At 63.0% G+C, this 20,056-nt stretch carries 29 protein-coding genes; 11 read left to right on the top strand and 18 right to left on the bottom strand.

From position 1 onward, the window contains the following. From D3D01_RS06840 to D3D01_RS06830, 3 genes are read right to left on the bottom strand one after another with little or no spacing between them, the layout of a single operon-like run. Nucleotides 1–573, bottom strand: a complete 573-nt coding sequence (locus tag D3D01_RS06840) for a hypothetical protein (protein ID WP_121511672.1) — start codon at nucleotides 571–573, stop codon at nucleotides 1–3. Continuing rightward, nucleotides 570–1,319, bottom strand: coding sequence for an ABC transporter ATP-binding protein (locus D3D01_RS06835; RefSeq protein ID WP_121511671.1), 750 nt, complete (start codon nucleotides 1,317–1,319; stop codon nucleotides 570–572). The genes D3D01_RS06840 and D3D01_RS06835 overlap by 4 nt, the downstream gene beginning before the upstream one ends. Next, a complete protein-coding gene (locus D3D01_RS06830; RefSeq protein ID WP_121511670.1) occupies nucleotides 1,316–2,215 on the bottom strand; it encodes an ABC transporter permease in 900 nt (299 codons plus the stop codon). The genes D3D01_RS06835 and D3D01_RS06830 overlap by 4 nt, the downstream gene beginning before the upstream one ends. Nucleotides 2,216–2,405: 190 nt before the next feature. On the opposite strand from D3D01_RS06830, the gene aspS reads away from it, so the two are divergent. Continuing rightward, nucleotides 2,406–3,710, top strand: a complete 1,305-nt coding sequence (aspS, locus tag D3D01_RS06825) for an aspartate--tRNA(Asn) ligase (protein WP_121511669.1) — start codon at nucleotides 2,406–2,408, stop codon at nucleotides 3,708–3,710. A gap of 132 nt (nucleotides 3,711–3,842) precedes the next feature. On the opposite strand, the gene D3D01_RS06820 is transcribed toward aspS, so the two are convergent. From D3D01_RS06820 to D3D01_RS06790, 7 genes are all read right to left on the bottom strand, one after another. After that, nucleotides 3,843–4,025, bottom strand: a complete 183-nt coding sequence (locus tag D3D01_RS06820) for a hypothetical protein (protein ID WP_121511668.1) — start codon at nucleotides 4,023–4,025, stop codon at nucleotides 3,843–3,845. A 104-nt stretch (nucleotides 4,026–4,129) separates the two neighbouring features. Then, nucleotides 4,130–4,960, bottom strand: coding sequence for a halorhodopsin (hop, locus tag D3D01_RS06815; protein ID WP_101350630.1), 831 nt, complete (start codon nucleotides 4,958–4,960; stop codon nucleotides 4,130–4,132). A gap of 168 nt (nucleotides 4,961–5,128) precedes the next feature. Then, on the bottom strand, nucleotides 5,129–5,890 hold the full coding sequence (locus D3D01_RS06810) for an aldo/keto reductase (protein ID WP_101350631.1): 762 nt from the start codon (nucleotides 5,888–5,890) through the stop codon (nucleotides 5,129–5,131). Between the two features lie 79 nt (nucleotides 5,891–5,969). After that, on the bottom strand, nucleotides 5,970–6,377 hold the full coding sequence (locus D3D01_RS06805) for an ArsR family transcriptional regulator (protein ID WP_232794472.1): 408 nt from the start codon (nucleotides 6,375–6,377) through the stop codon (nucleotides 5,970–5,972). Nucleotides 6,378–6,481: 104 nt separating this feature from the next. Beyond that, nucleotides 6,482–9,253, bottom strand: a complete 2,772-nt coding sequence (locus D3D01_RS06800; RefSeq protein ID WP_121511667.1) for a PAS domain S-box protein — start codon at nucleotides 9,251–9,253, stop codon at nucleotides 6,482–6,484. A gap of 236 nt (nucleotides 9,254–9,489) precedes the next feature. Further along, the gene (locus tag D3D01_RS06795; protein ID WP_121511736.1) at nucleotides 9,490–10,095 is read right to left on the bottom strand and encodes a hypothetical protein; all 606 of its coding nucleotides are present in this window, start codon (nucleotides 10,093–10,095) and stop codon (nucleotides 9,490–9,492) included. A gap of 17 nt (nucleotides 10,096–10,112) precedes the next feature. Then, complete coding sequence (locus tag D3D01_RS06790) at nucleotides 10,113–10,754, bottom strand: hypothetical protein (protein WP_101350634.1); 642 nt, start codon at nucleotides 10,752–10,754, stop codon at nucleotides 10,113–10,115. A 75-nt stretch (nucleotides 10,755–10,829) separates the two neighbouring features. On the opposite strand from D3D01_RS06790, the gene D3D01_RS06785 reads away from it, so the two are divergent. Then, a complete protein-coding gene (locus tag D3D01_RS06785) occupies nucleotides 10,830–11,432 on the top strand; it encodes a metal-dependent hydrolase (RefSeq protein WP_121511666.1) in 603 nt (200 codons plus the stop codon). 63 nt (nucleotides 11,433–11,495) lie between these two features. Here the strand turns inward: D3D01_RS06785 and D3D01_RS06780 are convergent, their stop codons facing one another. The 3 genes from D3D01_RS06780 to D3D01_RS06770 all read right to left on the bottom strand — a co-directional run bounded on the left by D3D01_RS06780 (nucleotide 11,496) and on the right by D3D01_RS06770 (nucleotide 12,316). Further along, complete coding sequence (locus D3D01_RS06780; protein WP_121511665.1) at nucleotides 11,496–11,747, bottom strand: KEOPS complex subunit Pcc1; 252 nt, start codon at nucleotides 11,745–11,747, stop codon at nucleotides 11,496–11,498. Nucleotides 11,748–11,846: 99 nt separating this feature from the next. Beyond that, nucleotides 11,847–11,981 carry a DNA-directed RNA polymerase subunit P gene (locus tag D3D01_RS06775; RefSeq protein WP_004517024.1) on the bottom strand — a complete coding sequence of 45 codons (135 nt, stop codon included), beginning with the start codon at nucleotides 11,979–11,981 and terminating at the stop codon, nucleotides 11,847–11,849. Between the two features lie 26 nt (nucleotides 11,982–12,007). Further along, a complete protein-coding gene (locus D3D01_RS06770) occupies nucleotides 12,008–12,316 on the bottom strand; it encodes a 50S ribosomal protein L37ae (protein WP_053967600.1) in 309 nt (102 codons plus the stop codon). Nucleotides 12,317–12,328: 12 nt separating this feature from the next. Between D3D01_RS06770 and D3D01_RS06765 the strand changes: the two genes are divergently transcribed. Further along, a complete protein-coding gene (locus D3D01_RS06765; protein WP_233563250.1) occupies nucleotides 12,329–12,616 on the top strand; it encodes a hypothetical protein in 288 nt (95 codons plus the stop codon). Nucleotides 12,617–12,651: 35 nt separating this feature from the next. After that, a complete protein-coding gene (locus D3D01_RS06760; protein ID WP_101350637.1) occupies nucleotides 12,652–13,293 on the top strand; it encodes a hypothetical protein in 642 nt (213 codons plus the stop codon). Between the two features lie 18 nt (nucleotides 13,294–13,311). Here D3D01_RS06760 and D3D01_RS06755 read toward each other — a convergent pair whose 3' ends face one another. Further along, the gene (locus tag D3D01_RS06755) at nucleotides 13,312–14,040 is read right to left on the bottom strand and encodes a DUF2103 domain-containing protein (RefSeq protein ID WP_121511664.1); all 729 of its coding nucleotides are present in this window, start codon (nucleotides 14,038–14,040) and stop codon (nucleotides 13,312–13,314) included. Between the two features lie 62 nt (nucleotides 14,041–14,102). Beyond that, on the bottom strand, nucleotides 14,103–14,939 hold the full coding sequence (locus D3D01_RS06750; RefSeq protein WP_101350639.1) for a pantoate kinase: 837 nt from the start codon (nucleotides 14,937–14,939) through the stop codon (nucleotides 14,103–14,105). Between the two features lie 135 nt (nucleotides 14,940–15,074). Here D3D01_RS06750 and D3D01_RS06745 point away from each other — a divergent pair, with 135 nt between their 5' ends. The 3 genes from D3D01_RS06745 to D3D01_RS06735 all read left to right on the top strand — a co-directional run bounded on the left by D3D01_RS06745 (nucleotide 15,075) and on the right by D3D01_RS06735 (nucleotide 16,330). Next, nucleotides 15,075–15,377, top strand: a complete 303-nt coding sequence (locus D3D01_RS06745; protein ID WP_004957605.1) for a UPF0175 family protein — start codon at nucleotides 15,075–15,077, stop codon at nucleotides 15,375–15,377. Beyond that, the gene (locus D3D01_RS06740; protein ID WP_121511663.1) at nucleotides 15,374–15,883 is read left to right on the top strand and encodes a hypothetical protein; all 510 of its coding nucleotides are present in this window, start codon (nucleotides 15,374–15,376) and stop codon (nucleotides 15,881–15,883) included. Before D3D01_RS06745 ends, D3D01_RS06740 begins: the two co-directional genes overlap by 4 nt. Nucleotides 15,884–16,012: 129 nt before the next feature. Next, nucleotides 16,013–16,330 carry a hypothetical protein gene (locus D3D01_RS06735; protein ID WP_101351463.1) on the top strand — a complete coding sequence of 106 codons (318 nt, stop codon included), beginning with the start codon at nucleotides 16,013–16,015 and terminating at the stop codon, nucleotides 16,328–16,330. 13 nt (nucleotides 16,331–16,343) lie between these two features. Here the strand turns inward: D3D01_RS06735 and D3D01_RS06730 are convergent, their stop codons facing one another. After that, nucleotides 16,344–16,646: a hypothetical protein gene (locus tag D3D01_RS06730; protein ID WP_101350641.1), complete on the bottom strand. Its 303-nt coding sequence runs from the start codon at nucleotides 16,644–16,646 to the stop codon at nucleotides 16,344–16,346. A gap of 270 nt (nucleotides 16,647–16,916) precedes the next feature. On the opposite strand from D3D01_RS06730, the gene D3D01_RS06725 reads away from it, so the two are divergent. Both D3D01_RS06725 and D3D01_RS06720 read left to right on the top strand, forming a co-directional pair. Continuing rightward, nucleotides 16,917–17,306 (top strand): prefoldin subunit beta, encoded by a 390-nt coding sequence (locus D3D01_RS06725; protein ID WP_053967593.1) that lies wholly within the window; start codon nucleotides 16,917–16,919, stop codon nucleotides 17,304–17,306. 4 nt (nucleotides 17,307–17,310) lie between these two features. Further along, nucleotides 17,311–17,547, top strand: coding sequence for a DUF3194 domain-containing protein (locus D3D01_RS06720; protein WP_101350642.1), 237 nt, complete (start codon nucleotides 17,311–17,313; stop codon nucleotides 17,545–17,547). 53 nt (nucleotides 17,548–17,600) lie between these two features. Here the strand turns inward: D3D01_RS06720 and D3D01_RS06715 are convergent, their stop codons facing one another. Together D3D01_RS06715 and D3D01_RS06710 are read right to left on the bottom strand one after the other, a co-directional pair. Continuing rightward, nucleotides 17,601–17,927, bottom strand: coding sequence for a hypothetical protein (locus tag D3D01_RS06715; RefSeq protein WP_121511662.1), 327 nt, complete (start codon nucleotides 17,925–17,927; stop codon nucleotides 17,601–17,603). Between the two features lie 102 nt (nucleotides 17,928–18,029). Then, a complete protein-coding gene (locus D3D01_RS06710) occupies nucleotides 18,030–18,497 on the bottom strand; it encodes a hypothetical protein (RefSeq protein WP_101350644.1) in 468 nt (155 codons plus the stop codon). Between the two features lie 295 nt (nucleotides 18,498–18,792). Here D3D01_RS06710 and D3D01_RS06705 point away from each other — a divergent pair, with 295 nt between their 5' ends. Then, nucleotides 18,793–19,254 carry a bifunctional nuclease family protein gene (locus D3D01_RS06705; protein ID WP_101350645.1) on the top strand — a complete coding sequence of 154 codons (462 nt, stop codon included), beginning with the start codon at nucleotides 18,793–18,795 and terminating at the stop codon, nucleotides 19,252–19,254. 43 nt (nucleotides 19,255–19,297) lie between these two features. After that, nucleotides 19,298–19,972 carry an HAD family hydrolase gene (locus D3D01_RS06700; protein ID WP_101350646.1) on the top strand — a complete coding sequence of 225 codons (675 nt, stop codon included), beginning with the start codon at nucleotides 19,298–19,300 and terminating at the stop codon, nucleotides 19,970–19,972. Nucleotides 19,973–20,056: the final 84 nt, after the last annotated feature.

Genomic DNA, 20,056 nt, shown 5'->3' with positions numbered 1-20,056 from the left:
TCAGGAAAGCACCGACTGTTCGGTGAGTGTCACGGTTACTGTCGGGTGATACGCGACCCAGTCGGTATCCTGGCCGGTGCGGTAGGATAGCAGAACGTCGTCAAAGTAGCCCTGCAGCGTGTACGTGCCGGCGGTCGACACCCGCCGCCCGATGAGTTGGTACTGCCGCTGAATAGATTCAGCAGTCGCTAGCGTTCCGGTGAGTGGGTCGCCGTCTTTATGCGCCCCGTTTGGCCGTACCTCGACAGCAGTTGACTGCTCATACGCAGCGGTCAACAGGAGAATGTCAGCGGACACTGACTCGCCCACTGGCGTCAACCCTAACATCCCGAGTGGCCAGACACCGGTGTTCTTTATTGTAACGTCCTGTGTCCCGGTGTTTCGGAGCGTTATGTCCAGCCGACCGGGGCTTTCGATTGCGATGTCCCGATCAATCACTGTCACATCCAGTGCCAGCGGGTGCGAATCAGCTTCGGTTTCCACGCTGGAGATCGTGTACTCAGGATCGCCCAAACAGCCGGCGAGTCCGGACAGCACCGCCGTCGACACAGCCAGATACCGGCGGCGGTTCATGGGTCCACCTCGGTAACGTGGGCGGAGCCATCAGTCAGTGTCATGAAGATGTCTTCCACTGTCGCATCGGACGAAAGGTCACAGGTGTCTCGGAGCGTCGGCAGCGTGCCTTCTGCAATGAGGGCCCCTTCGTACAGAATCCCGACGCGGTCACAGACCAGATCGACCTGCCCGAGGACGTGACTGGAGAAGAAGACGGTTGCCCCACGTTCGGATTCGGCTTCGACGACATCCCGTACCAGCGCGACGCCGTGGGGGTCAAGCCCAGTGAACGGCTCGTCAAGGATCAGGAGGTCCGGTTCCCCGACGAGACTCATCGCGAGTGCTAACCGCTGTTCCATTCCCTGTGAGAACTCGCCGGCGGGTCTTTCGATAGCATCGACCAGTCCGACGCGCTCAAGCAGTGCCCGCGGGTCGTCGTCGGCACGCTTCGTGTCAATCACCAGTTCGAGATGCCGCCGCGCGGACAGCGACTCGTATGTCTCGAAGCGGTCGGGGCAGATCCCAACGCGCTGATGGCAGGCGACGACATCGGTCCACGGGTCGTGGCCGAGAACGCGCGCTGTCCCCGACGTTGGTTTGATGTAGTCCATCAGCAGATTGATCGTGGTCGACTTACCGGCGCCGTTCGGGCCGAGGAAACCGTACACCTCGCCCTGCGCTACGGTCATGGTCAGTGCATCGAGCGCATCAACCTCGCCGTACTGTTTCGAAAGCCCCTCGGTCTCGATTGCCGGCGGCGTCACGCGAGGTCACCTCGGTTGAATCGATAGCTGGCCAGTGCGAGTGGGATGACGCCCCAGAGAAGCAATACGACGAGAGCAACCGACTCGTGCAGGTAGGCAGGGACTGGCTGTCCACTGAAGGCTGCGTCAACGACGTACTCGTTGATCGAATGCCCGGGATACAGTACCGTGGCGACTGACGTGTACTGGCCGCCGGAGTTTGCCAGTCCGAGTATCCAGTTCGTTACCGTTCGGTACGCTCGCCCCGGTGAAATCCGAAGGATAGCGAACAACAGGCCGTCAGCGGGCGGTTCGAGCGGATTCACTGCGTTCCCGGTCACAGCTGAGTAGAGCCGGACACCAACGATTTTCCATCCCAGTGTCAGCAGCAGAAAGAAACCGCCGAAGAGCACGGCGGTTACACGGACTGTGCTTGTCGTCACTGCCGATGCCGCTGTTGCAATCGACACGAGCACAGCGATGTACAGCACCGTCACCAGAAACACGCCAATAAAACGCAGCGGGGAGAACAGCCCGAACTTGACACCGCCAACCACGCCGAGAATGACCGTTGCGAGGGCAAATGGAAGCACGGTGCCGACGCTCCGACCAAAGACCTTGCCGATGAGAATATCAGTTCGCGTGAGAGGCAGTCCAAGCAAGAATTTCAAACTCCCCGACGTGCGCTCCTTGATAATCGATCGATACGTGAGTAACAGGACGCCAAGTGGGAGCAGCGTGGACCCGGCCGCCTGAACGAACCCGACCGTAACATCCGGACCAAGGAGGTCCCAACTGATGTAGGTGGGACCGTAGCCCCAGACGGCGAGCAGGGGAGCAAGTAGCCAGGTTCCTTTTGATTTGAGTAGCGCGACTGCTTCTTTCCGCGCAACGGGAAACCATCGAGGGAGGGCCATGTGGTCGGATTTGAAAGTGTATCACATAAAACACACTATCAACTGTTTATACGTTCAAGCGGCACCGAGCTACCGCTTCGGTCGGGCCGGAACGGTACTGGAGACATTTTTAATACCACCCCGCCAGGAACGACTTGCGTCCTCACCTCGAAAGGCTGTTCTTAAGTTCCGGCCACAAGAACCAACGTCCATGGAAAACCGAACCTACACGGCGGACGCGACGCCGGGCGACACGGTCACCGTCGCCGGCTGGGTCCACGAAATCCGAGATCTCGGTGGTATCGCCTTCCTTATCCTTCGAGACACCACTGGCAAGATACAGGTCAAGTTCGAGAAAGACGAGATGGACGACGACCTCGTAGAAACGGGGTTGAACGTCCAGCGCGAATCGGTCATCTCGGTGACCGGCGCTGTCGAGGAAGAGCCACGCGCGCCCACCGGTGTCGAAGTCACGCCGGAGTCCGTCGACGTGATTTCGGAAGCCGACCCCGAACTGCCCCTTGACCCGTCGGGTAAGGTCGACGCCGAACTGCCGACCCGCCTCGACAACCGCACGCTCGACCTCCGCAAGGACGAAGTGAAGGCCATCTTCGAGATCCGTGCGGAGGTCCTCCGGTCGGTCCGCGAGGCGTTCCGCGAACTCAACTGCACGGAGATCAACACGCCGAAAATCGTCGCTACGGGGACCGAGGGCGGCACCGAGCTGTTCCCGATCACCTACTTCGGACAGGAAGCGTTCATGAACCAGAGCCCACAGCTGTTCAAGCAGCTGATGGTCGGCTCCGGCCTCGAACGCGTCTTCGAAATCGGTCCAATCTTCCGCGCAGAGGAGCACAACACGCCGCGGCACCTCAACGAGGCGACCTCCATCGACTTCGAATCGGCCTTCTACGACCACACCGAGGCAATGGACGCCTGCGAACACGTCGTCAAGTCCGCATACGAGGGCGTCGCCGAGAACTGTCAGGACGAACTGGACACCCTCGGTCTCGAAGAGGAGTTCGAGGCCCCAGAAGGTGACTTCCCGCGGCTCACCTACGAGGAAGCGCTCGACAAGATCAATGCGACCGGCGAACTCGACGAACCGCTGGTGTGGGGCGACGACCTCTCGACGGAGGCCGAGCACGTCCTCGGGCAGGAAGTCGGCGAGCACTACTTCATCACTGACTGGCCCAGCGAAATCAAGCCGTTCTACATCAAGGACCACGACGACGACGAGGAGGTCTCGACCGGCTTCGACATGATGCACCCGTCGATGGAACTGGTCTCGGGGGGCCAGCGTGAACACCGCTTCGACCACCTCGTCGAAGGGTTCGAACAGCAGGGGCTGGACCCTGAGGCCTTCGAGTACTACACCAAGATGTTCAAGTACGGCATGCCGCCACACGCCGGCTGGGGCCTCGGCGGCGAGCGCCTCATCATGACGATGCTCGGGTTGGAGAACATCCGAGAAGCGGTGCTGTTCCCGCGAGACCGGCAGCGCTTGTCTCCCTGAGACAGCGACTCTCTTCGTAGAGTCACACTGTCTCGTAGTGGTTCACGTTCTCGAGTTTGGAATGGCAGCGATGGATAGCCGCAGGGCTCCGCTCCGAACCGACACGAGGGCGGCGATCCGACCTGTCCCCGACTACGCGTTTGTTGCCGCCTGTTTCAGAATCTGTGGCACAACCACAACTTCGAGTGCGGCGATTCCGAGTGCGACATAGCGTATCGCTCCTTCGAGCAAGAAGAGCGCGACAGCCGCAACGATCGTGGCGCTGACCAGTGGGAGACCGTATCGAACAATCGGATTCTCGAATGGGGAGGGCATACAGACTAGCCACTTGGGCGATATAGCTTATTTTTTCTGCATCTGCTATTGTGCGGGCAGGGGCGGAGAGGCGGCAGAGCACCGCCTCTGTCTCAATACCCTACTCAGTCGTCTGCAGGCGCAGCCCCGCCGGAGCCGATGCCCATTCCGGACCCTGAGACGGTGCCTTCGTTGGCGGCGACCCAGCGCAGGAGCAGGAACGCGAACACGTACTTTGCGAGGATGTCTAGCCCGGAGTAGCCCCACGAGGTGACGCCGACGCTCAGAAGGGCAACCCCCTCGGAACCCAGCGCCCAGAGAATCGGGTAGCCGAGCCACAGCACCACAGTGAGAAGCTTGAGCGTCCCGAATATCTCGCTTGTGCCGGCGGCTTCCGCGTCGGCTGGCCACTGGACGAGCAGGACGTACAGTACGGCGAGGAAGAACGCGCAACTGATGCCGTAAAACACCCAGCGCAGCAGGTGCGAGGAGGTAATGAGCGCGGCGGCGAGGCCGGTCACGCACATTCCGATGTCCATCGTGATCGCGGTGAACAGCGACGCGATATCGGTGTCAGCCAACAGGCCCAGCGCCAGGAGAATCATCGGTGTCGAGAACGTCCAGGTCAGGTACCGACCCCACGGCGACAGGACGTCCTGACCGGCGAGGGCGTGGCCCGGCGGCATCTGCAGAAACCCGACCGTTAGCCCGGACGCCAGGCCGGCGTAGCTGGAAATCGAGACCAGCGGCACCAGCATCGTCGCAACCCAGATGAGTTTTGCGCGGGGCGACTCTATGTCTCGACCCATTGCGACGAACAGGAGGATGGCGACGCCCGCCAGCGCGATGTTCACCCAGAGCGAGGAGTTCAGGAGGAAATTCGACTGTATCTCCTGAAGCACGTCTGACTGTGTCGCCTGAAGCACTGTCGTTGCAGTGGTACTGGCAGCTGTCATGTATGCTAACTACGAAGAGTACACTTAAAGACGCGTAGCCAAACGGTATCGGTATGGCCCATCGGATTCGGGTTTCGGAAGGGATAGGCCACGCACGGACACGGGGAGAGGACCGCCGAGCCAGACCGTCTCAGACCGCGCCTGGCCGCTCGTGGTGGACGCTGGGAGTCACTCCGGGAACAGTTCTTCTTCTCGCTCGATGGCTTCGATACGCGCAATCTCGGCGTCGGTCAGTTCCAAGTCGGCAGCGGCGAGGTTGGCTTCGAGATGGGACCGGGAGGACGCCTTCGGAATCGTGACGACAGCTTCGTAGCTGGTCACCCAAGCGATGCTGACGGCGGCCGGCGACGCGTCGTGCTGGTCCGCGATGTCGACGATGGTCGGTTCCTCGAATACGCGACCGCCGGCCAGCGGTGCGTACGCGACCAGCGGATAGCCGTGTTTCTGGGCGTCAGCGAGGAGTGATTCCTGCCAGAACAGCGGATGGAACTCGACCTGATGTGCAGCAATCGCATCGAGGTGATCGCGCGCGATAGCCAGCTGGTCCGGGTCGAAGTTCGAGAGTCCGACGTGCTCGGTCAGTCCCGCCTCGCGCACGGCCTCGACGGCGGGCAGCGTTGTTCCCGGGTCATAGTCGCCACGTGGCCGGTGGACGTACAGTAAGTCGACGGCGTCGAGACCGAGTCGGTCGAGGCTCGCTTCTGTCGCCGGGCGGACGGCAGTTGCCCCGAGTGCGTCGATCCAGAGCTTCGTCGCGACAGTCAGGTCGGCACGGTCGGTTTCGGCGGCGGCGATGCCCGCGCCGACAGTGCTCTCGTTGTCATATATCTGAGCAGTATCGAGATGACGGTAGCCACAGTCGACGGCTGTCCGAACGACCGCCTCGTCCTCGATACCCATCGTGCCGAGCCCGACTGGTGGGAGGTCCATGCTCCAGCGTTGGAACCCCCGTTAAAAACCAGTAGCGGCTCCGACAGGGGACATCCCCCCAGATGCGCCCCTCGGTCGGTTAGAAATCGGTCTGCTGCGTGACGGCCGCCGCGTGGTCAGCCCACTTTTCAACGGTGGGCGAACCCCAGTACTTTACTGCGCCGCTTCGCTCGTCGTAGTCGATGAGTCCGATCTGATGGAGCATCGGTAGGTGCTGCTCTTCGAGTTGGGCTCGGATAGTCGCGGGTGACGTGTCTGCTGCATCGACCGTGCTCGTGCCCCCCAGCTCCGAGATCGCCGATGCGAGCGCCCCAACGTCAGCGGCCGTCCGGTCACTGCTCGCAAAGTAGCGACAGACGGCGCGGCGCCGCCAATCAGCCAACACCTCGAACACGTCATCTACATCCGCCGTAGACAGCGTTCGCTCCGACGGCGTCATCCCACACCACTGGTCGCTCTGAGACCCTCCATTCCTTTGGTTACTCATTACCCACGTAAAATTAATAGCCCTACCCCATATTAACTCTGTACCTAGACGGCTAGGCACCCGTCGAATGCGCCGCCCTCGCTCGCTGACGGCCTCACCGCGGCTCAGGAGTCTATTTCAAACACGGCATCGATGAGATTCCGCTGCGCCCGCCGGAGGTGCTGATGAAGCGTCGGTGACGCGATACCGAGCCGCTCTGCCAGTTGCTCGGCGTTGGTGTCCCGGGGCCAGCCGTAGTAGCCCGTCAGGAAGGCCGTTCTGAGGACTTCTTCCTGGCGCTCAGTCAGGTGATTCCGAGGGTCTGTCTCGGCGTCAGGGATGTCGCTTGGCTGCTCACACTCCTGTTTTGCCGTCAGCGCGATGCCTGGCATCCGGTCAGAGACTGCGTCCTGTATCGCCCGGGAATCGGCATCCTGCGGGGCCTCGACAGTAATAGAGAGCGTCCCGTCATCGGCAACTATCGTCCGACAGCGGGCACCGACATCCAGCAGCAGTGATTGGACGGTTTCTGTCACCTGAAGTTCGACAACGGCGCTGGCCTCGTCTGAACGAACGACCCGCGAACCGAGGACCTCCGTATGCGAACAGAGATGCGCAGCGACTGCATCGGGCGGCCCCCCGTGTACGGAGAGATAGAGCAGATGTGTCGGCTTGGTCTCGACAGACTCAATGACTTCAAGCCGGCATCCGTACGCGTTCGCTGCCGAGACAAGCGGTATGTCAGGGCGTTCTGATTCGAATGTCAGCTCAAGCGCGGTGTCGTCAGACAGGAGTTGCCTATTGTGGACCGCGGCAAGCGTGTACCCAACCATCTCACCGAGGACAGCGAAACTCTCGGCTATACGGCCACTGAATGCCGCCGGCTGGTCGGCGTACACGCAAAGAACGCCGTGGACGGTGTTCCCCTGAACCAGTGGAATCGCTGCGGCAGATTTGAATCCCTGTTCACGAGCGGCGGCCCCACACCGCTTGAATTCGGTCGGGTCACCACAGTCCTGTATCGTCTGGACGGCGCCTGTCACGAGGGCCGTTTCACACAGCGCTCGGTTGGTCCCGTCACCACCGATGAGGTCGTCGACACAAACGCCATCGTCGCCGGCTACCGTTTTCGGGACGAGACTGTCGTTCGCGCCCGCTCGCTCGGCGATCCACGCTAGCTCACAGAGGTCGGATTCAACGACGCGCTCACACACCGTCTTCGCGGTTTCGCGGCGGGTCGCGGCACCACCTAGCGCGTGAATGAGGTCCTGTATGACCATGTTGACCCCGTTGAGTGTCGCCAGTTCGTCGCGCTGGCGTTCGATTGCGTTCTGACGTTTCCGTTCGTCGGTGATGTCCTGATGGATTCCGACTGCTCTGATCGCCTCGCCGTCGTCGTTCCACTGGAACACCTTGCCGATGTCCCGGATCCACCGCCAGTCCCCGTCTTTGGTCTGCATTCGGAACTCGCACTGATACAGATCGGTCTCCCCGGCCTTCAGCTCCCCAAGCGCCTGTTCCGCTCGGTCGAGGTCGTCTGGATGGACGAGGTCGGCCCACGTCTCGTAGTGTGGCTCCAGTTCGTCTGTCGTGTAACCGAGCATTCCGGTCCATCGTTCGTCGAAGGTGACAGCGTTGGTTTTGGGGTTCCAGTCCCAGACGCCGAGTTCCGCGCCCTCGAGCGCGAAGTTCAATCGCTCCGTCATCTCCTGATACTCGCGCTCGCGGTCACAGCGTTCCGTGATGTCCCGAGCGACGCCGAGCAGCCCACTGTAGTTGCCGTTTTCGTCGTGAATCAGCGTGTGGTTGATTGATACCTTCCGTTCAGTACCGTCTTTCCGACGAAACGTCAGATCAGCAGTTGCGCTCTCCCGTTCAGGCGCTTCAAGCAGTGTTTCGACAGTCGCCTGCCCCGTCGAGAGTTCACCGGGGGCAAGCACTGTCGTGGCGTGTTCACCGCACAGTTCGGTCGGCTCGTACCCGAGGTTCGACGCAAACGACTCGTTACAGAAGTCGATGACACCGCGTTCGTCGAGCGTGTAGAGCCCGTCCTGTGCCCGCTCGACCATGAGATCCAGCAGCGCTGTGCGGGCATCACGCCGGGCAGTGTCAGTGATATCTCGCAGCAGGACGAGCGTAAGTCCGCCCGCAGCGGCCGGTAGTTCGTGCCCGCGTCGGAGGAGGTACTGATCGCGGTCGCTACCCGAAACCCGGATGGCAACCGGTTCAGTCGAGGTGCTCTGGAGCCGCTGTAACTGCCGACGGCCACTGGACGTATCGGGGAGTGCTGTCTGCATGGCGTCATAGAAGCGTTCGACCTGGCGAGTGTCGTCGAGAGAGTCAACGAACACCGACACCGATTCGCTCGACCAGTGTACTGTTCCGTCATCTGCCAGCAGGACAGCGATTTCGTTCGCTTCAGCACGCGATTCGATTTCGGACAGCGCATCTCGGAACGCGGACTCGGTCCGGTCGGCTGACGCCGACACGACGCTGATAATCTTCTCCGCCAGCAGCAGCGGCTGTCCGTCCCCCTGTTTCGAGACGACTGTCGCCGCATCGTCGACGACAGCCGCGGCGCTATTCGTCGCAGTGGCGTCGGTGTAGAGGACGACCGGGTAGCGGTCATTCGACACCAGTGCGGCCGGGATATCGCCCAGTCCAGTCGGGTCCAAGACGAGACAGGAGACATCCGTCGACACGGCGGCTTCTAACGCGGCATCTGTCGTTGCCACGCTCGTCACCGTTATATCAGCGTGGTGGTCCGCCAGTCCCTCGCGTATCTGCTCTCGTGCCGTTGCGTCGGAGTCGAGATACACAACTTCGATGTCTCGACTGGCAGCGTCGGCCTGTCTCGCTCCCGCAACCGCGACGTCGTCGAGGTCGTTTCCAATCATCACCCTGGTATGCTGTTCAACCACTTTACTGAGGGATAATAACTGTTCGGCGGCGACAGGTTTCACATGACAGCTACCCAACTGGATGGTGGCCACGGTAATTGAACGGCTGGGGATCGCACGCGGCTTCCGTTGTGGCCTATCGAACAGACATCGTTCGGGTCAATGGTGTACTGTGTTCGGCCACCACAGCCACCGTAGCTAGCATTTCGGCTACCAAATCCGGCGACACAGTATCAGTTGACACCGAACAGTCGTTCTCGAATGGTTTCGGCGACATCGGTGAGGTGGGCCTGTCCGAACGCCGCGACCAGCAGCGCCCCGAGCGAATTGAACATCGTATCCCGGACCGTGTCGTCGAGACCGTGTTGCGCCAGCGGCATCGTGACACCTGTTTCGGTGGCGACGATATCGAGCGCGAACTCGAACAGTTCCCAGATAACTCCGAACGAAAGGACGACGACGAAGATGTACACGAAAAAGACGCGCTTTGGGATGTGTATCGAATCGCTGTGGAGGTCGATGGTCCGGGCCGTCGTGTACCCGAATGCGGCGATGAGCGAGGCCGACATCGCGTGGGTGAGGTGGTCCCACCAGCCGATCTGACCGTAGAGTCCGGCCGAGCCGAGCGTATGCAGAAACACCGCGGTCGTGATCCAGAGGGCGAGCCACGGGTCAAGCGCGAGGTTGTAGTTCCGCCGCATCACTGCAGGGAGAAACGTCACCAGCAGACCGACACTACCGTTCGTAATCGGCTTTGGCCGACCGGCGACGATGCCGTAGGCGACCAGCGCAAGCAAGACGAGTTGCATTGCATGGGTGATCCGCCGCTGATTCCGAATCGACGGTCGGGGCAGCCTCATCGTCGCACCATCCGTCGGATGACGCGCCAGAGGCGGCGGTCCCGCCGTCTGAAGTAGCCATCGAACAACACACCCGCGACGAGGCCAGCGAGGGTGACGTACAGCCACTCGGTCATCAGCGCTTCGTTGGTCGTGAGATACGTCGTTCCGAGAAACCGGTCGGCGTTCCACCGGAACACCGTCCAGGCCGCCACGGCGGCGAGTGTTGTCAGGACGACGAGACAGACAGCGAACCAGTGTGTGACCTCCATCTCAGTGAACATGTGCAGTTCCGCGATAACGAGCAACGACAGCGCTGCCAGCGAGAGATACGTCGCAAAGGTTCCGACCGTGCCGCCGACGAGGCCCCGGACCAGGATCGGCAGACAGGCGAGAAAGAGTAGTTCCCACGGCAGCATGACGCGCCACTCGCGGAACGCCACCGGCGGCACGAGGACGACGAAGCCGACGACACCGACGAGTAGTATCCACTGGTAGTCGACATCAAGGGCGCTTTCGATGAACACAGCCGTGAGAATAGCGACGAGCAGCCACGCGATGAGTGCGTTTGTTCGCCCATCGCGGAAGAGCATCTCGAGCGTGTCGTCGAGGTCGATGTTCCCGAGGGTACCGTCGGGACGCTCGGACCCATCCGTCATTGCGTCCACGTGGGGTACGACAGCGAATAAACCCAGCGACGTGTTTATACCGCCGACAGACGCTTATACAGGTATATGATGCTGCCGACGCACGCGATAGCGGGGCTCGCCATTGCGACACCGCTGCTCGTCCTTGCGCCGGACCACGCCGCGGTCGCGCTCGCAGGCGGTCTCGTCGGTGGCGTTCTGCCCGATCTCGACCTGTACTCGGGCCATCGGCGGACGCTGCATTACCCCAGCGGGTACACGCTCGCGGCGCTCCCGAGTGCCGGTTTCGCCGCTATTCTCCAGACGCCACTCCTCGTCGCGGTCACTTTCGTCCTGCTGGCCGCTGCCCTCCACTGCCGGATGGACCGGTACGGCGGCGGCCTCGAACTCCGTCCGTGGGAAGCTACGTCCGAGCGCGCCGTGTACGACCACGTCCGCGGCCGATGGCGGTCGCCGAAGCGATGGATACTGTACGACGGGGCACCTGCAGACGTGGGGCTGATGGTACTCGTTGGCGCGCCGCTGTTCCTCGTTCTGGACGGACCGTTCCGCTGGGTCGTCGCCGTGGCCCTCCTCACCGGCGCGACCTATGGCCTCCTGCGCCGTCGACTGGCAGCCCTGGCACCGGTTGTGTTCGGCAACGTTCCCGAATCGATTGCGGCCCACGTCCCGGACCGCTACCGGCAATAGCGCTCGCCTGCCGCGCCGCTTCCTGATTTCCGTGATGCCTCCGTTATTTCGGCGCTGCTTCTCTCACTGCCGTCCCACGAGAGCGGCTTCGGCAACGCCACGTAGCGTCAACCACGTGTTGATACCCGCCCGCAGTGCGACGAGGTCAGTCGCCTCGACCGTGAGTTCGACTCGCTGTCCATCCCGGCCGAGCCGCGCTGTCGTCCGGTCGCCCTCGATATCGTCGATTTCGGGACGAATGCTCCGCTCGATAGCGCGAGCCCTGGCAGCGCTGTCGTACTCGGCGGTGAGGTGGGTCTGATGTGGTGCAGTCATACTGTTGGTGGGTATCGAATCGGTCGCAGGACTGCCCCAGAAAAGCCGCATGTAACGTGGCGCAGTCGACCATCGACTGTCGGCCGTGAACCGACCGCCTCAGTTGACGTTGATCTCTTTGACGTCTGGCGACCGCTCCTTCAGCAGGACGCGGTGTCCGCAGTACGGGCAGCGAACGCCGCCGTACTCGTCCAGCGTCACGTCGCGCTTACAGCGTGAACACTTGTAGCTCATAGTTGAGAGATAGGAGCGGAGGTCCTTTACTCCTCGTCTTCGGACAGTGCAGCCCGAATGGAGCGTCGAACGGTCTTGCCGCCGGGCGTCTCCGGCTTGTAGCTGCCGCCGGTGAATTTGTAGTCACAGTACCCGCACTGCCAGATGCCCGTCCCCTGACGGTCGACGCGGTCCTCGCCGCAGTTCGGACAGGCGTGGTCCTCGTTCATCTCCGATTCAATCTCCGCGACGCGGCGTCGAGACACGCGACCGTAGCGAGCGCCGAAACGGCCCGAGCTACCGGTCTTTCCGCTCTTGCTAGCCATAGTAGTCTGTTGTCCGCCGAGCGGCCACATAAGGCCTTCGAGATGCGGTCCAGTCGGCCGACGGCCACAGGGATTAACACGCTCGGCCAGCAACGCCCGACCGACATGGACGAGATACTCGACGTCGTCGACCTCGTCGCGGACTCCGGATTCGAGGGTATCGTCACGTGGCTCGTGCGAATCGTCGGGCTCGTCGCGCTACTGGGCGGCCTCGGTCTGTGGCTGTTCACCGACATGGGACTGCTCGTCGTGCCAGCAGTGCTGCTACTCGTCGGTCTGGTCCTCCTCATTGCCCCCAGCGTCCTCCTGCTGGCCGCAGAGCTAGCCTAGAGCACTCAAGAGGGAGGCGAGCAAACCATCGGTCGATGGCAGCCAACGAACTCCGCAGTCGCATCCAGCGGGTCGCGCCAGCCACGAGCGGGCGGCTTACAGCATCGGAGTTCTTGCTCTCGGGTGCAGCGGCCGGGCTGGTCGGCTGGGGTGGTACGCAGGCGGTTGCGTGGTCGGACCACGCTACCGGCGCGCTGCTCGTCACGGTGCTGTGGGCCGTCCTGATCGGCGGCTTCGTCGGCCTGACCGTGCTTCACGCACCGGACTCCATCCGCTTCTCCGACGCGATGTTCGCCTGGGGAGCAGTCAACAGCACTGCGATGGCGCTGACCGTCGCTGGCCTCTTCAGTGTCGTCCCCGGACAACTGGCGTTCTGGCACGCGTGGGTCGGTGCGACAGCCGTTGGCTACTGCTGGACCGGCGGCGTCCTCGAAGGAGCCGGACAGCCCGTGCGCGGCCGCGGGTACCTCGGTGCCGGCGTTGTCGGACTCGGTCTGTTGGCCATCGGGGCGGTCGCGTTCCCGCTTGTCTCCTCGGCCGGCTACCTGGCGCTCGCCGCGCTCCATGCGCTCCCGATGCTTCTCGACGTCCGAACGGCGTTACCGGCTGCTCACCGGACTAGTGTCGTCGGTGTCGCGGTGGCCGCAGTGCTTGTTGCGGGCGTCGTGGTGGCGTGACCACAGGTGCTGCGGGTACTACTCCTGCAATTCGGCTTCTCTGAGTGCTTCGTTCAGGTCGGCCCGGACGTGTTCGCCGAGTTCACGGTCGCCGGCCGTCGTGACGACACGGTTCTCCTGAACGCTAGAGCCGTCGCGGATGAGCACCCGGACGTTGCCGTTGTCGTCGGCGCGGGTCGCCTTCGCCCGGACGCCCGTCGGCGAACTCGCGCCGCCGGCGTCGATGGGACCGGGGATGACCTTCTTGACGTGGGGGTGGCCGGCGACGGTCTGGATGACCCGCTGGCCCGACCGGCCGCCGATGAGCGTCGAGTGGCTCCCGCCGAGTTTCTCCGCCGGCGCGGCGTCGACCACCTCCAGCGCGGGTTCGCCCTGGCGGTCGATGACCCGCTGGACCGGGTCCTCACCCTCGACGCGGAAGAACTCGTAGTGCAACTGCGGGCGGACGGCGGCGATGACGTCGCGGTCGCCCGTGACGTACACCTCCTCGGGCCGCTTGCGCCGGACTTCGTCCGCGACGAGGCCGGCGAAGTTCCGCAGTTCGACGACGACGGCCTCGTCGCTGCCCTCGCCCTCCGGCGTCGTCGTCACCGCCCGCTGGCCGACGACAGCCCCGTCAAGCAGCGCTGTCACCGTCGCCCGCTCGCGGTCGAGTTCGAGGACGACGGCGTCCGTGTTGGCAGTGTGACAGACCAGGCAGTAATCGCCCGGTCGGTCGAGCGGCGTGGCACACTGCCGACAGTCCATAGCTGTGGCTACGGGTCCGCGCTGATAAGGGGGACGGTTCGGCAGTTTCCCGAGGCGCTGCGTCAGCCCTCGTCTTCGATGGTCGCCCCGGGCGGGTAGACCGTCGTAACGGTCGCGTCATAGCCGGCGTCGGAGAGCCCGGTACCGAGCGCGAACACCGTCTCGCCGAGCATCGCCATGGCGGCGTCACCGCCGGCTTCGGCCACGTCGTCGATGACCGACTTGACCTCCGGCGTCAACAGGTCCGCCTCGCGGGAAAACTGCCGAGCGGCCTGCATGAACGCCGATAGTTTCGGCTCTTTGACGACGGTAGAGAGCGCGCGCTCGCCGGCAGCCGTCAGCGGCTCCGTGTCACCACCGACCACGTCCGCCGTCGATAGCTCGCCGAGCGTGAGATATTCGACGCGGCTGCGGGCCGGGATGGCGTCGAGGTAGTTGAACTGCGGCCCGCCGGGTTCGAGGCGAAGCGGCACGCCGCCCCGGGCCTGCGCGACAACGTCGCCGAGGCCCGAGCCGGACTGGACTTCCGCGCCGTGGGCGATGGTCACCAGTTCGTTGTACGACAGGCCGTGGCCGAAGGCAGCGTTGGCCGCTAGCGCAGTGCCGAGCGCCAGTCCGCCAGAGACGCCGAAGCCGGACCCGAGCGGAAGCGGCGTTTCGGCGGTGACAGTCGCCGTTGTTCGCAGGGCGTCAAGCACTCGCTCGACAGCCTCCACCGCAATCGGCTCGCCGTTCAGCGTTATCTCGGTTTCAGCCTCGCGGCTGACAGTAACAGAAACGCCATCAGACAGGGTTAGCCCCCCGCCGCGAGAGCCGGTCTCGATCGGATCGTCGCCCCGGTCGACGGTAAAAAAGCCCGTGATGTGGCCGGGCACGAACGCGTGTGCTTCGTCGCTCATTGCCTCCCCGTGGGTTCCGGCGGCGTTAAGGGTTGGTGGTCGCCTCGTCTGCCCCGTCCAGACGTTCAGGCCAGCCGACAGGCAGTTCTCCGACCCGTAGTTTGATGTGCGTTTACGGCGGATGACTGTGCAAACATGCCGACGATAAGCGCGCGACTCCCGAGCGAAGAGAAAGCCGAACTGGACGATGTCGCCGAGTTGCTCTCAGAGGACCGGTCGACCACGATTCGAAAGGCCCTCCGGGAGGGACTGGAGACGCTCCGACTCCGCGTCGCTGTCGAGCAGTACCAGTCCGGCGACGTGTCGGCGGCCGAAGCCGCACAGCTTGCGGACCTCTCCATCGCGGAGTGGCTCGACGTGGCCCGCGAGCGGAACCTGACGACACAGCTCGAACTCTCCGATCTGGAACTCGATGCCGACACAGCCGCGGAGCTATGACTCGCATCTACGTCGGGCCGACGTCGCTGTACTCGCTGGGGCAGGTTGGGGAGCTGTCGCTGCTTGACGCCTTTGACGGCGACATCGTCATCCCAGAGCCAGTCATCGGCGAGGTACAGGTCGAACCGACCGCGACGAACCTGACCGAATACCGCGAGAACGGTGTCGACACCGGCGTCGACGAGGACCACATCGACCAAGCCAGGTCTCTGCTCGGCGATTCCGAACTCGGAGCCGCTGTGACAGTGCTCGCTGGCGTGTTAGCTCACCGTACCAGCGACGACCGCTCCGCCGTGGCTGTCGTCTCTGAGGATCGCACCGTCCGCCGGATGGCGCAGGGCCTCGGCGCGGAAGTAACGAGCAGTTTCGGCGTCGTAGTCCGGGCCGCTATCGAGGACAAGTACCTCAAACCGTCCCAGGCAAAGCGAATCGTCAGGCGAATCGACCAGCACGGGATGCATTTGACTGGGGAGTTGCGGGAACGGGCCGTCGGCGAGGTCGCATAGCGCCAATTGAACACGCGCCGGCGTTAGCCCATCTGTGCTGGGGTAAGGGACTAATAAACACGGTCCGTACTCCTTGCCGTGTCAGAACAACCCGCGCCTCAGTTTCTCGTGGCCTCGGCCGCCGTCTGCGTGCTGGGCTGTCTCGTCGGAGCACTGCTCCCGGTTGTTGTCGGGTCATCAGCCGCGTTTACCGGCAGCGTGACTTCGAGCGGGCTTCTCGGACTCGTTTTCACCGTCCGAAACCTCCAACTGCTCCGCGTGACCGGCGAGCCGAGTTTACCACCGGCTGTCCTGACGACGATTTTTGGCGGCTGGTTCATGCTCGCCCCGCTGTTGTACACGGATGTCGGCTTTCTCGCCACTGCGGGAACACAGCTCGCCGGAACGGTCATCTCGACGTTCGGACTGTACGTCACAGTCGCCGGCCTAGCCGACGGGCCAGCGTAGCTAGCCGCGACAACTACTCGCCGGCCGCGGCGGCCAGTTCCGTGGTAACGGCATCGACAGCGCTCTCGATATCTGGATATCGACCCGTTCCGACGTCTTTGCACCCCTGTTTTCTATCGACCCGGACCGCGCTGGCGTCGAAAAGCTCGGGTCGAACGACGAGTTTGGCCGCGGCACAGACGCCGTCGTCGTCCGGAATCCGATACTCGACGATACCACCGTTGGCATCAGTCCGCTGCCACGGTTCCAGCGGGTCCGGCAGTGCAGCGACCAGTTCATCCGGGTCAGCGGCTGTCTCCGGTGACGGGTGGGACATACCGTAGTCAGGGCTGTGAGACGCAAACGTGTTACGCTGACCCTCTCGGTGCTTTGTTCAGACACCGTCATGATGCCATGCTCTCAGGACTTCGTCTATCCCTGTGGTCCCGTGTCGTTCTACTGTCGGTGCGTTGGGCTGACTCTGCCCCCAGTTCGGACGTTTTACGCCGATATCGGACGATTCGGACCCTGAGCCTGCCGCGGTTTCGACACCTATGTTCGGAGCTAGATGCATGGGTTTAACACTCCGGCTCCCAACTCTGAAGGTATGCAGGGTAATCTTCCGCCTGAAGCACAGGAGAAGCTCGAGGAACTGCAGGACCTTCAGCAGACAGCACAGCAGGTCGCTGCACAGAAACAGCAGGCCGAGACAGAGCTCCAGGAGTCCCAGACGGCGCTCGACGAGCTCGACGACATCGACGAGGACGCGACCATGTACCGCGAGGTCGGCGAACTCCTCGTGAAGACCGAGTTCGACGAGGCACAGGACGACCTCGAGGAGAAGGTTAACAGCCTCGAAGTCCGCGTGGAAACGCTCGAAAAGCAGGAAGAGCGTGTGCAAGAGCAGTTCGAAGACCTCCAGAGCGAGCTCCAGCAGATGCTCGGCGGCGCGGGCGGCGCGGGTCCGGCCGGCGGCCCCGGCGCTGGCGGCGCATAAGGCGATGCCGACAGACGATGAGGTCGTCGAGACGGCCTCGGCCGCCGCCGAAGACGTTGTCTTCTCTCGGTACGACGTCGGCGCAGTCGAGGACCTCGACGTGACTGTCACCTTCGAAGACAGCGTGCTGGACGTCGACGTGTACGTCAACGCGCCCGACAGTCGTCAGGACGAGGCACAGGTCGCGGACGACGCCGCCCTCGCCGCCCGGGCTGCCGTCGACGACCTGTTCGAAGAATAGGCACCCGCACCGGCGCGGGCAGTCACTCGGTGTTCTACCGACGCCGAGAACCGTCAGTCGTGGCCATCGAGGGCTGGGTCTCCGGTCCGGTCGCTCGCGAATCCGGTCCGAAACGCGATCCAGCCGAGCACTGAGACGAACAGTATCGGCGGGAGAATCATGAACCCCCACAGCGGGTCCAGCCCCCAGCCGAGCAACAGGGCCAGGTCGAACAGCCCGATAGCGAGAAACGGCGAGACAAACAGAAGGGCCCGCTTCCGGTTCATCTCGCTCGACGATTCTGACGCCGACGAGTCCTCGTCACCCGCAAGGAGGTCCGCTGTCGTGCGGTCACCAGTTCCGTCGTCGGCGTGGACGCTGGACTCGGCGGTGTCATCCATACACACCACTCAGAGGTCAGCAAGCAAAAAAACCGCGCTTGGTCAGTCGTCGGTGGAGAGCCGGCGAGTCAGGGGGAGGTACGCGTCACTGTCGTCGTCAGTTCACTGGTCGCCGTCCGAATCCGTCTCGCCAGTCGGCTCCTCATCAGCGTCGTCCGCGTCACCGCTTTCGTTCGCAGTCGCATCGCTCTCCTCACTGGGAGTCAAGTCGCTGATCTGTTCGCCCAGATTCCCTGTGAGTTCACCGGCCTGCTTCTGGTCGATGAGCGTGTGAATCTCGCTGACGAAGTCAGGGACCTGTTCGGGAAGAGCCGATGGCGGGCCGCGCTGGTCGGCTGCCTGGCCGGCGTCAGCGGGCGGGCCGCGTCGGTCAGCCGCCTCGGCAGCGCCGCCCGATTCGTTCTCGTTTGCGGTCGTTGTTTCGTTCGCTGCCTGCTCCGTCGCGGTGTTCGCCTCTGCGTTGTCCGCGTGGGCATCGGCCTGTGCACCTGCTGCGCCGGGCAGTGCCGCCGCCGAGCCCGTGATAACGAGCACGGCGAGTAGGCCGCCGGCAATCGTAGTGAGTTTCATTGTGGTCGTTGCCTCCGCTTGGCTCTCTGGCCCAGTAGCATATGAAGGAGGGAAGCGGAAAACGCGGATTAAGCCGAATTTATCCGAATTGGGTTCTCTAACGTCCGTTTTAATTCGGTTTAATTCCGATTCGACGCCCGTTCACAGCTCAGTCACACTGTAGCCGGACTGCCGGATGAGATGGCTGGCATGCGCGCCGTGCTGCCGGTCCAGACGGCGAGCGAATCGTACACGGAACAGCTCCTGAAACCACCGGCGGGGTAGCTTTTCATACCCGCGAGCCCAACACTGGTCCATGGAACACGATGCCACGGTCGAAGGGGTCGGCGTCGGCGTCAGCGAGGAGGGGGGCGGCACGCCGGTCGTGCTGCTCCGGGCGCGTGAGGAGATCGTCCCAATCTTCGTCAGCAAGGACCAGGCCCAGTCGATGCAGCTGGCGATGGCCGGCGAGCCCTTCGAGCGCCCGCTCACCCACGATCTGCTGGTCGAGATGGTGACGGAATTCGGGGCTGCCATCGACCGCGTCCGTATCGACGACTTGGCCGACGGGACGTTCTACGGGAAAATCGACGCGGAGCAGTACACCGACGACCGGCGGAAGGACATGGTGTTCGACGCCCGCCCATCGGACGCTATCGCAATTTCCCTGCGAGTAGATTGCCCAGTCGTAGTAACCGATGACGTTATCGACGAGGCCGGGCGACCGCCGGAGCAGTTCGATCAGGGCGGAAGCGACAGTGAGGATCTCGGCCTGTGAGGACGCGAAACCTTTCTGCGCCTGTCCGTCCTAAAAATGCGTGATGGGGTACGAATCGGTCATCTTCGACAACGACGGCGTGTTGCTGACGCTGACGGACATGGATGCACACTACGTCGGCGCGCGGCAGGCCTTCGAGGAACTGGGGGTGGTCTCGCCGTCGACAGCCCACGTCGAAGCGATGAGCATCGGCGTGACAGTTTCTGAACTCACTGACATCTGTACGGAGTACGATATCGACCCCGAGCGGTTCTTCCGGGCTCGTGACGAGGCCCTGACCGCGGTGCAGCAGGCGCTTATCCGGGCCGGCGAGAAACAGCCCTACGCCGACGTAGCCGAGCTTGACCGACTTGACTGCCCGCTGGGTGTGGTTTCCTCGAACCAGCGCGAGACCGTCGCCTTCGCCTTCGAGCATTTCGATATCGGCCACTATTTCGACACCGTCTGGGCGCGCGAGCCGACAGTCGAGAGCCTTCGGCGGAAGAAACCCCGGCCGTACTACATCGAGCGGGCGATGGCGGACCTCGATGTCAGTGACGCCCTGTTCGTCGGCGACAACGCATCCGACATCGAGGCGGCACACCGGGCCGGCATCGACTCGGCGTTCATCCGTCGACCCCATAGGGTCGACACGCAATTCGACGTGACCCCAGACTACGATGTGTCCGGCCTCGAAGACGTAGTTCGAATCGCCGGTCGACGTAGCGGGAGCGACTGAGCCGTATCCGGACCCAACAGATACACAGTCGCCGCATTCTGGTACGTATACTGAAAGCAACCTTTCCCATGGCAAGTGCCGTGA

The sequence above is a fragment of the Haloarcula sp. Atlit-7R genome, from assembly GCF_003666065.1.
GTDB classification, from domain to species: Archaea; Halobacteriota; Halobacteria; order Halobacteriales; family Haloarculaceae; genus Haloarcula; species Haloarcula taiwanensis.
This window is presented reverse-complemented; position numbering and strand designations above follow the sequence as displayed.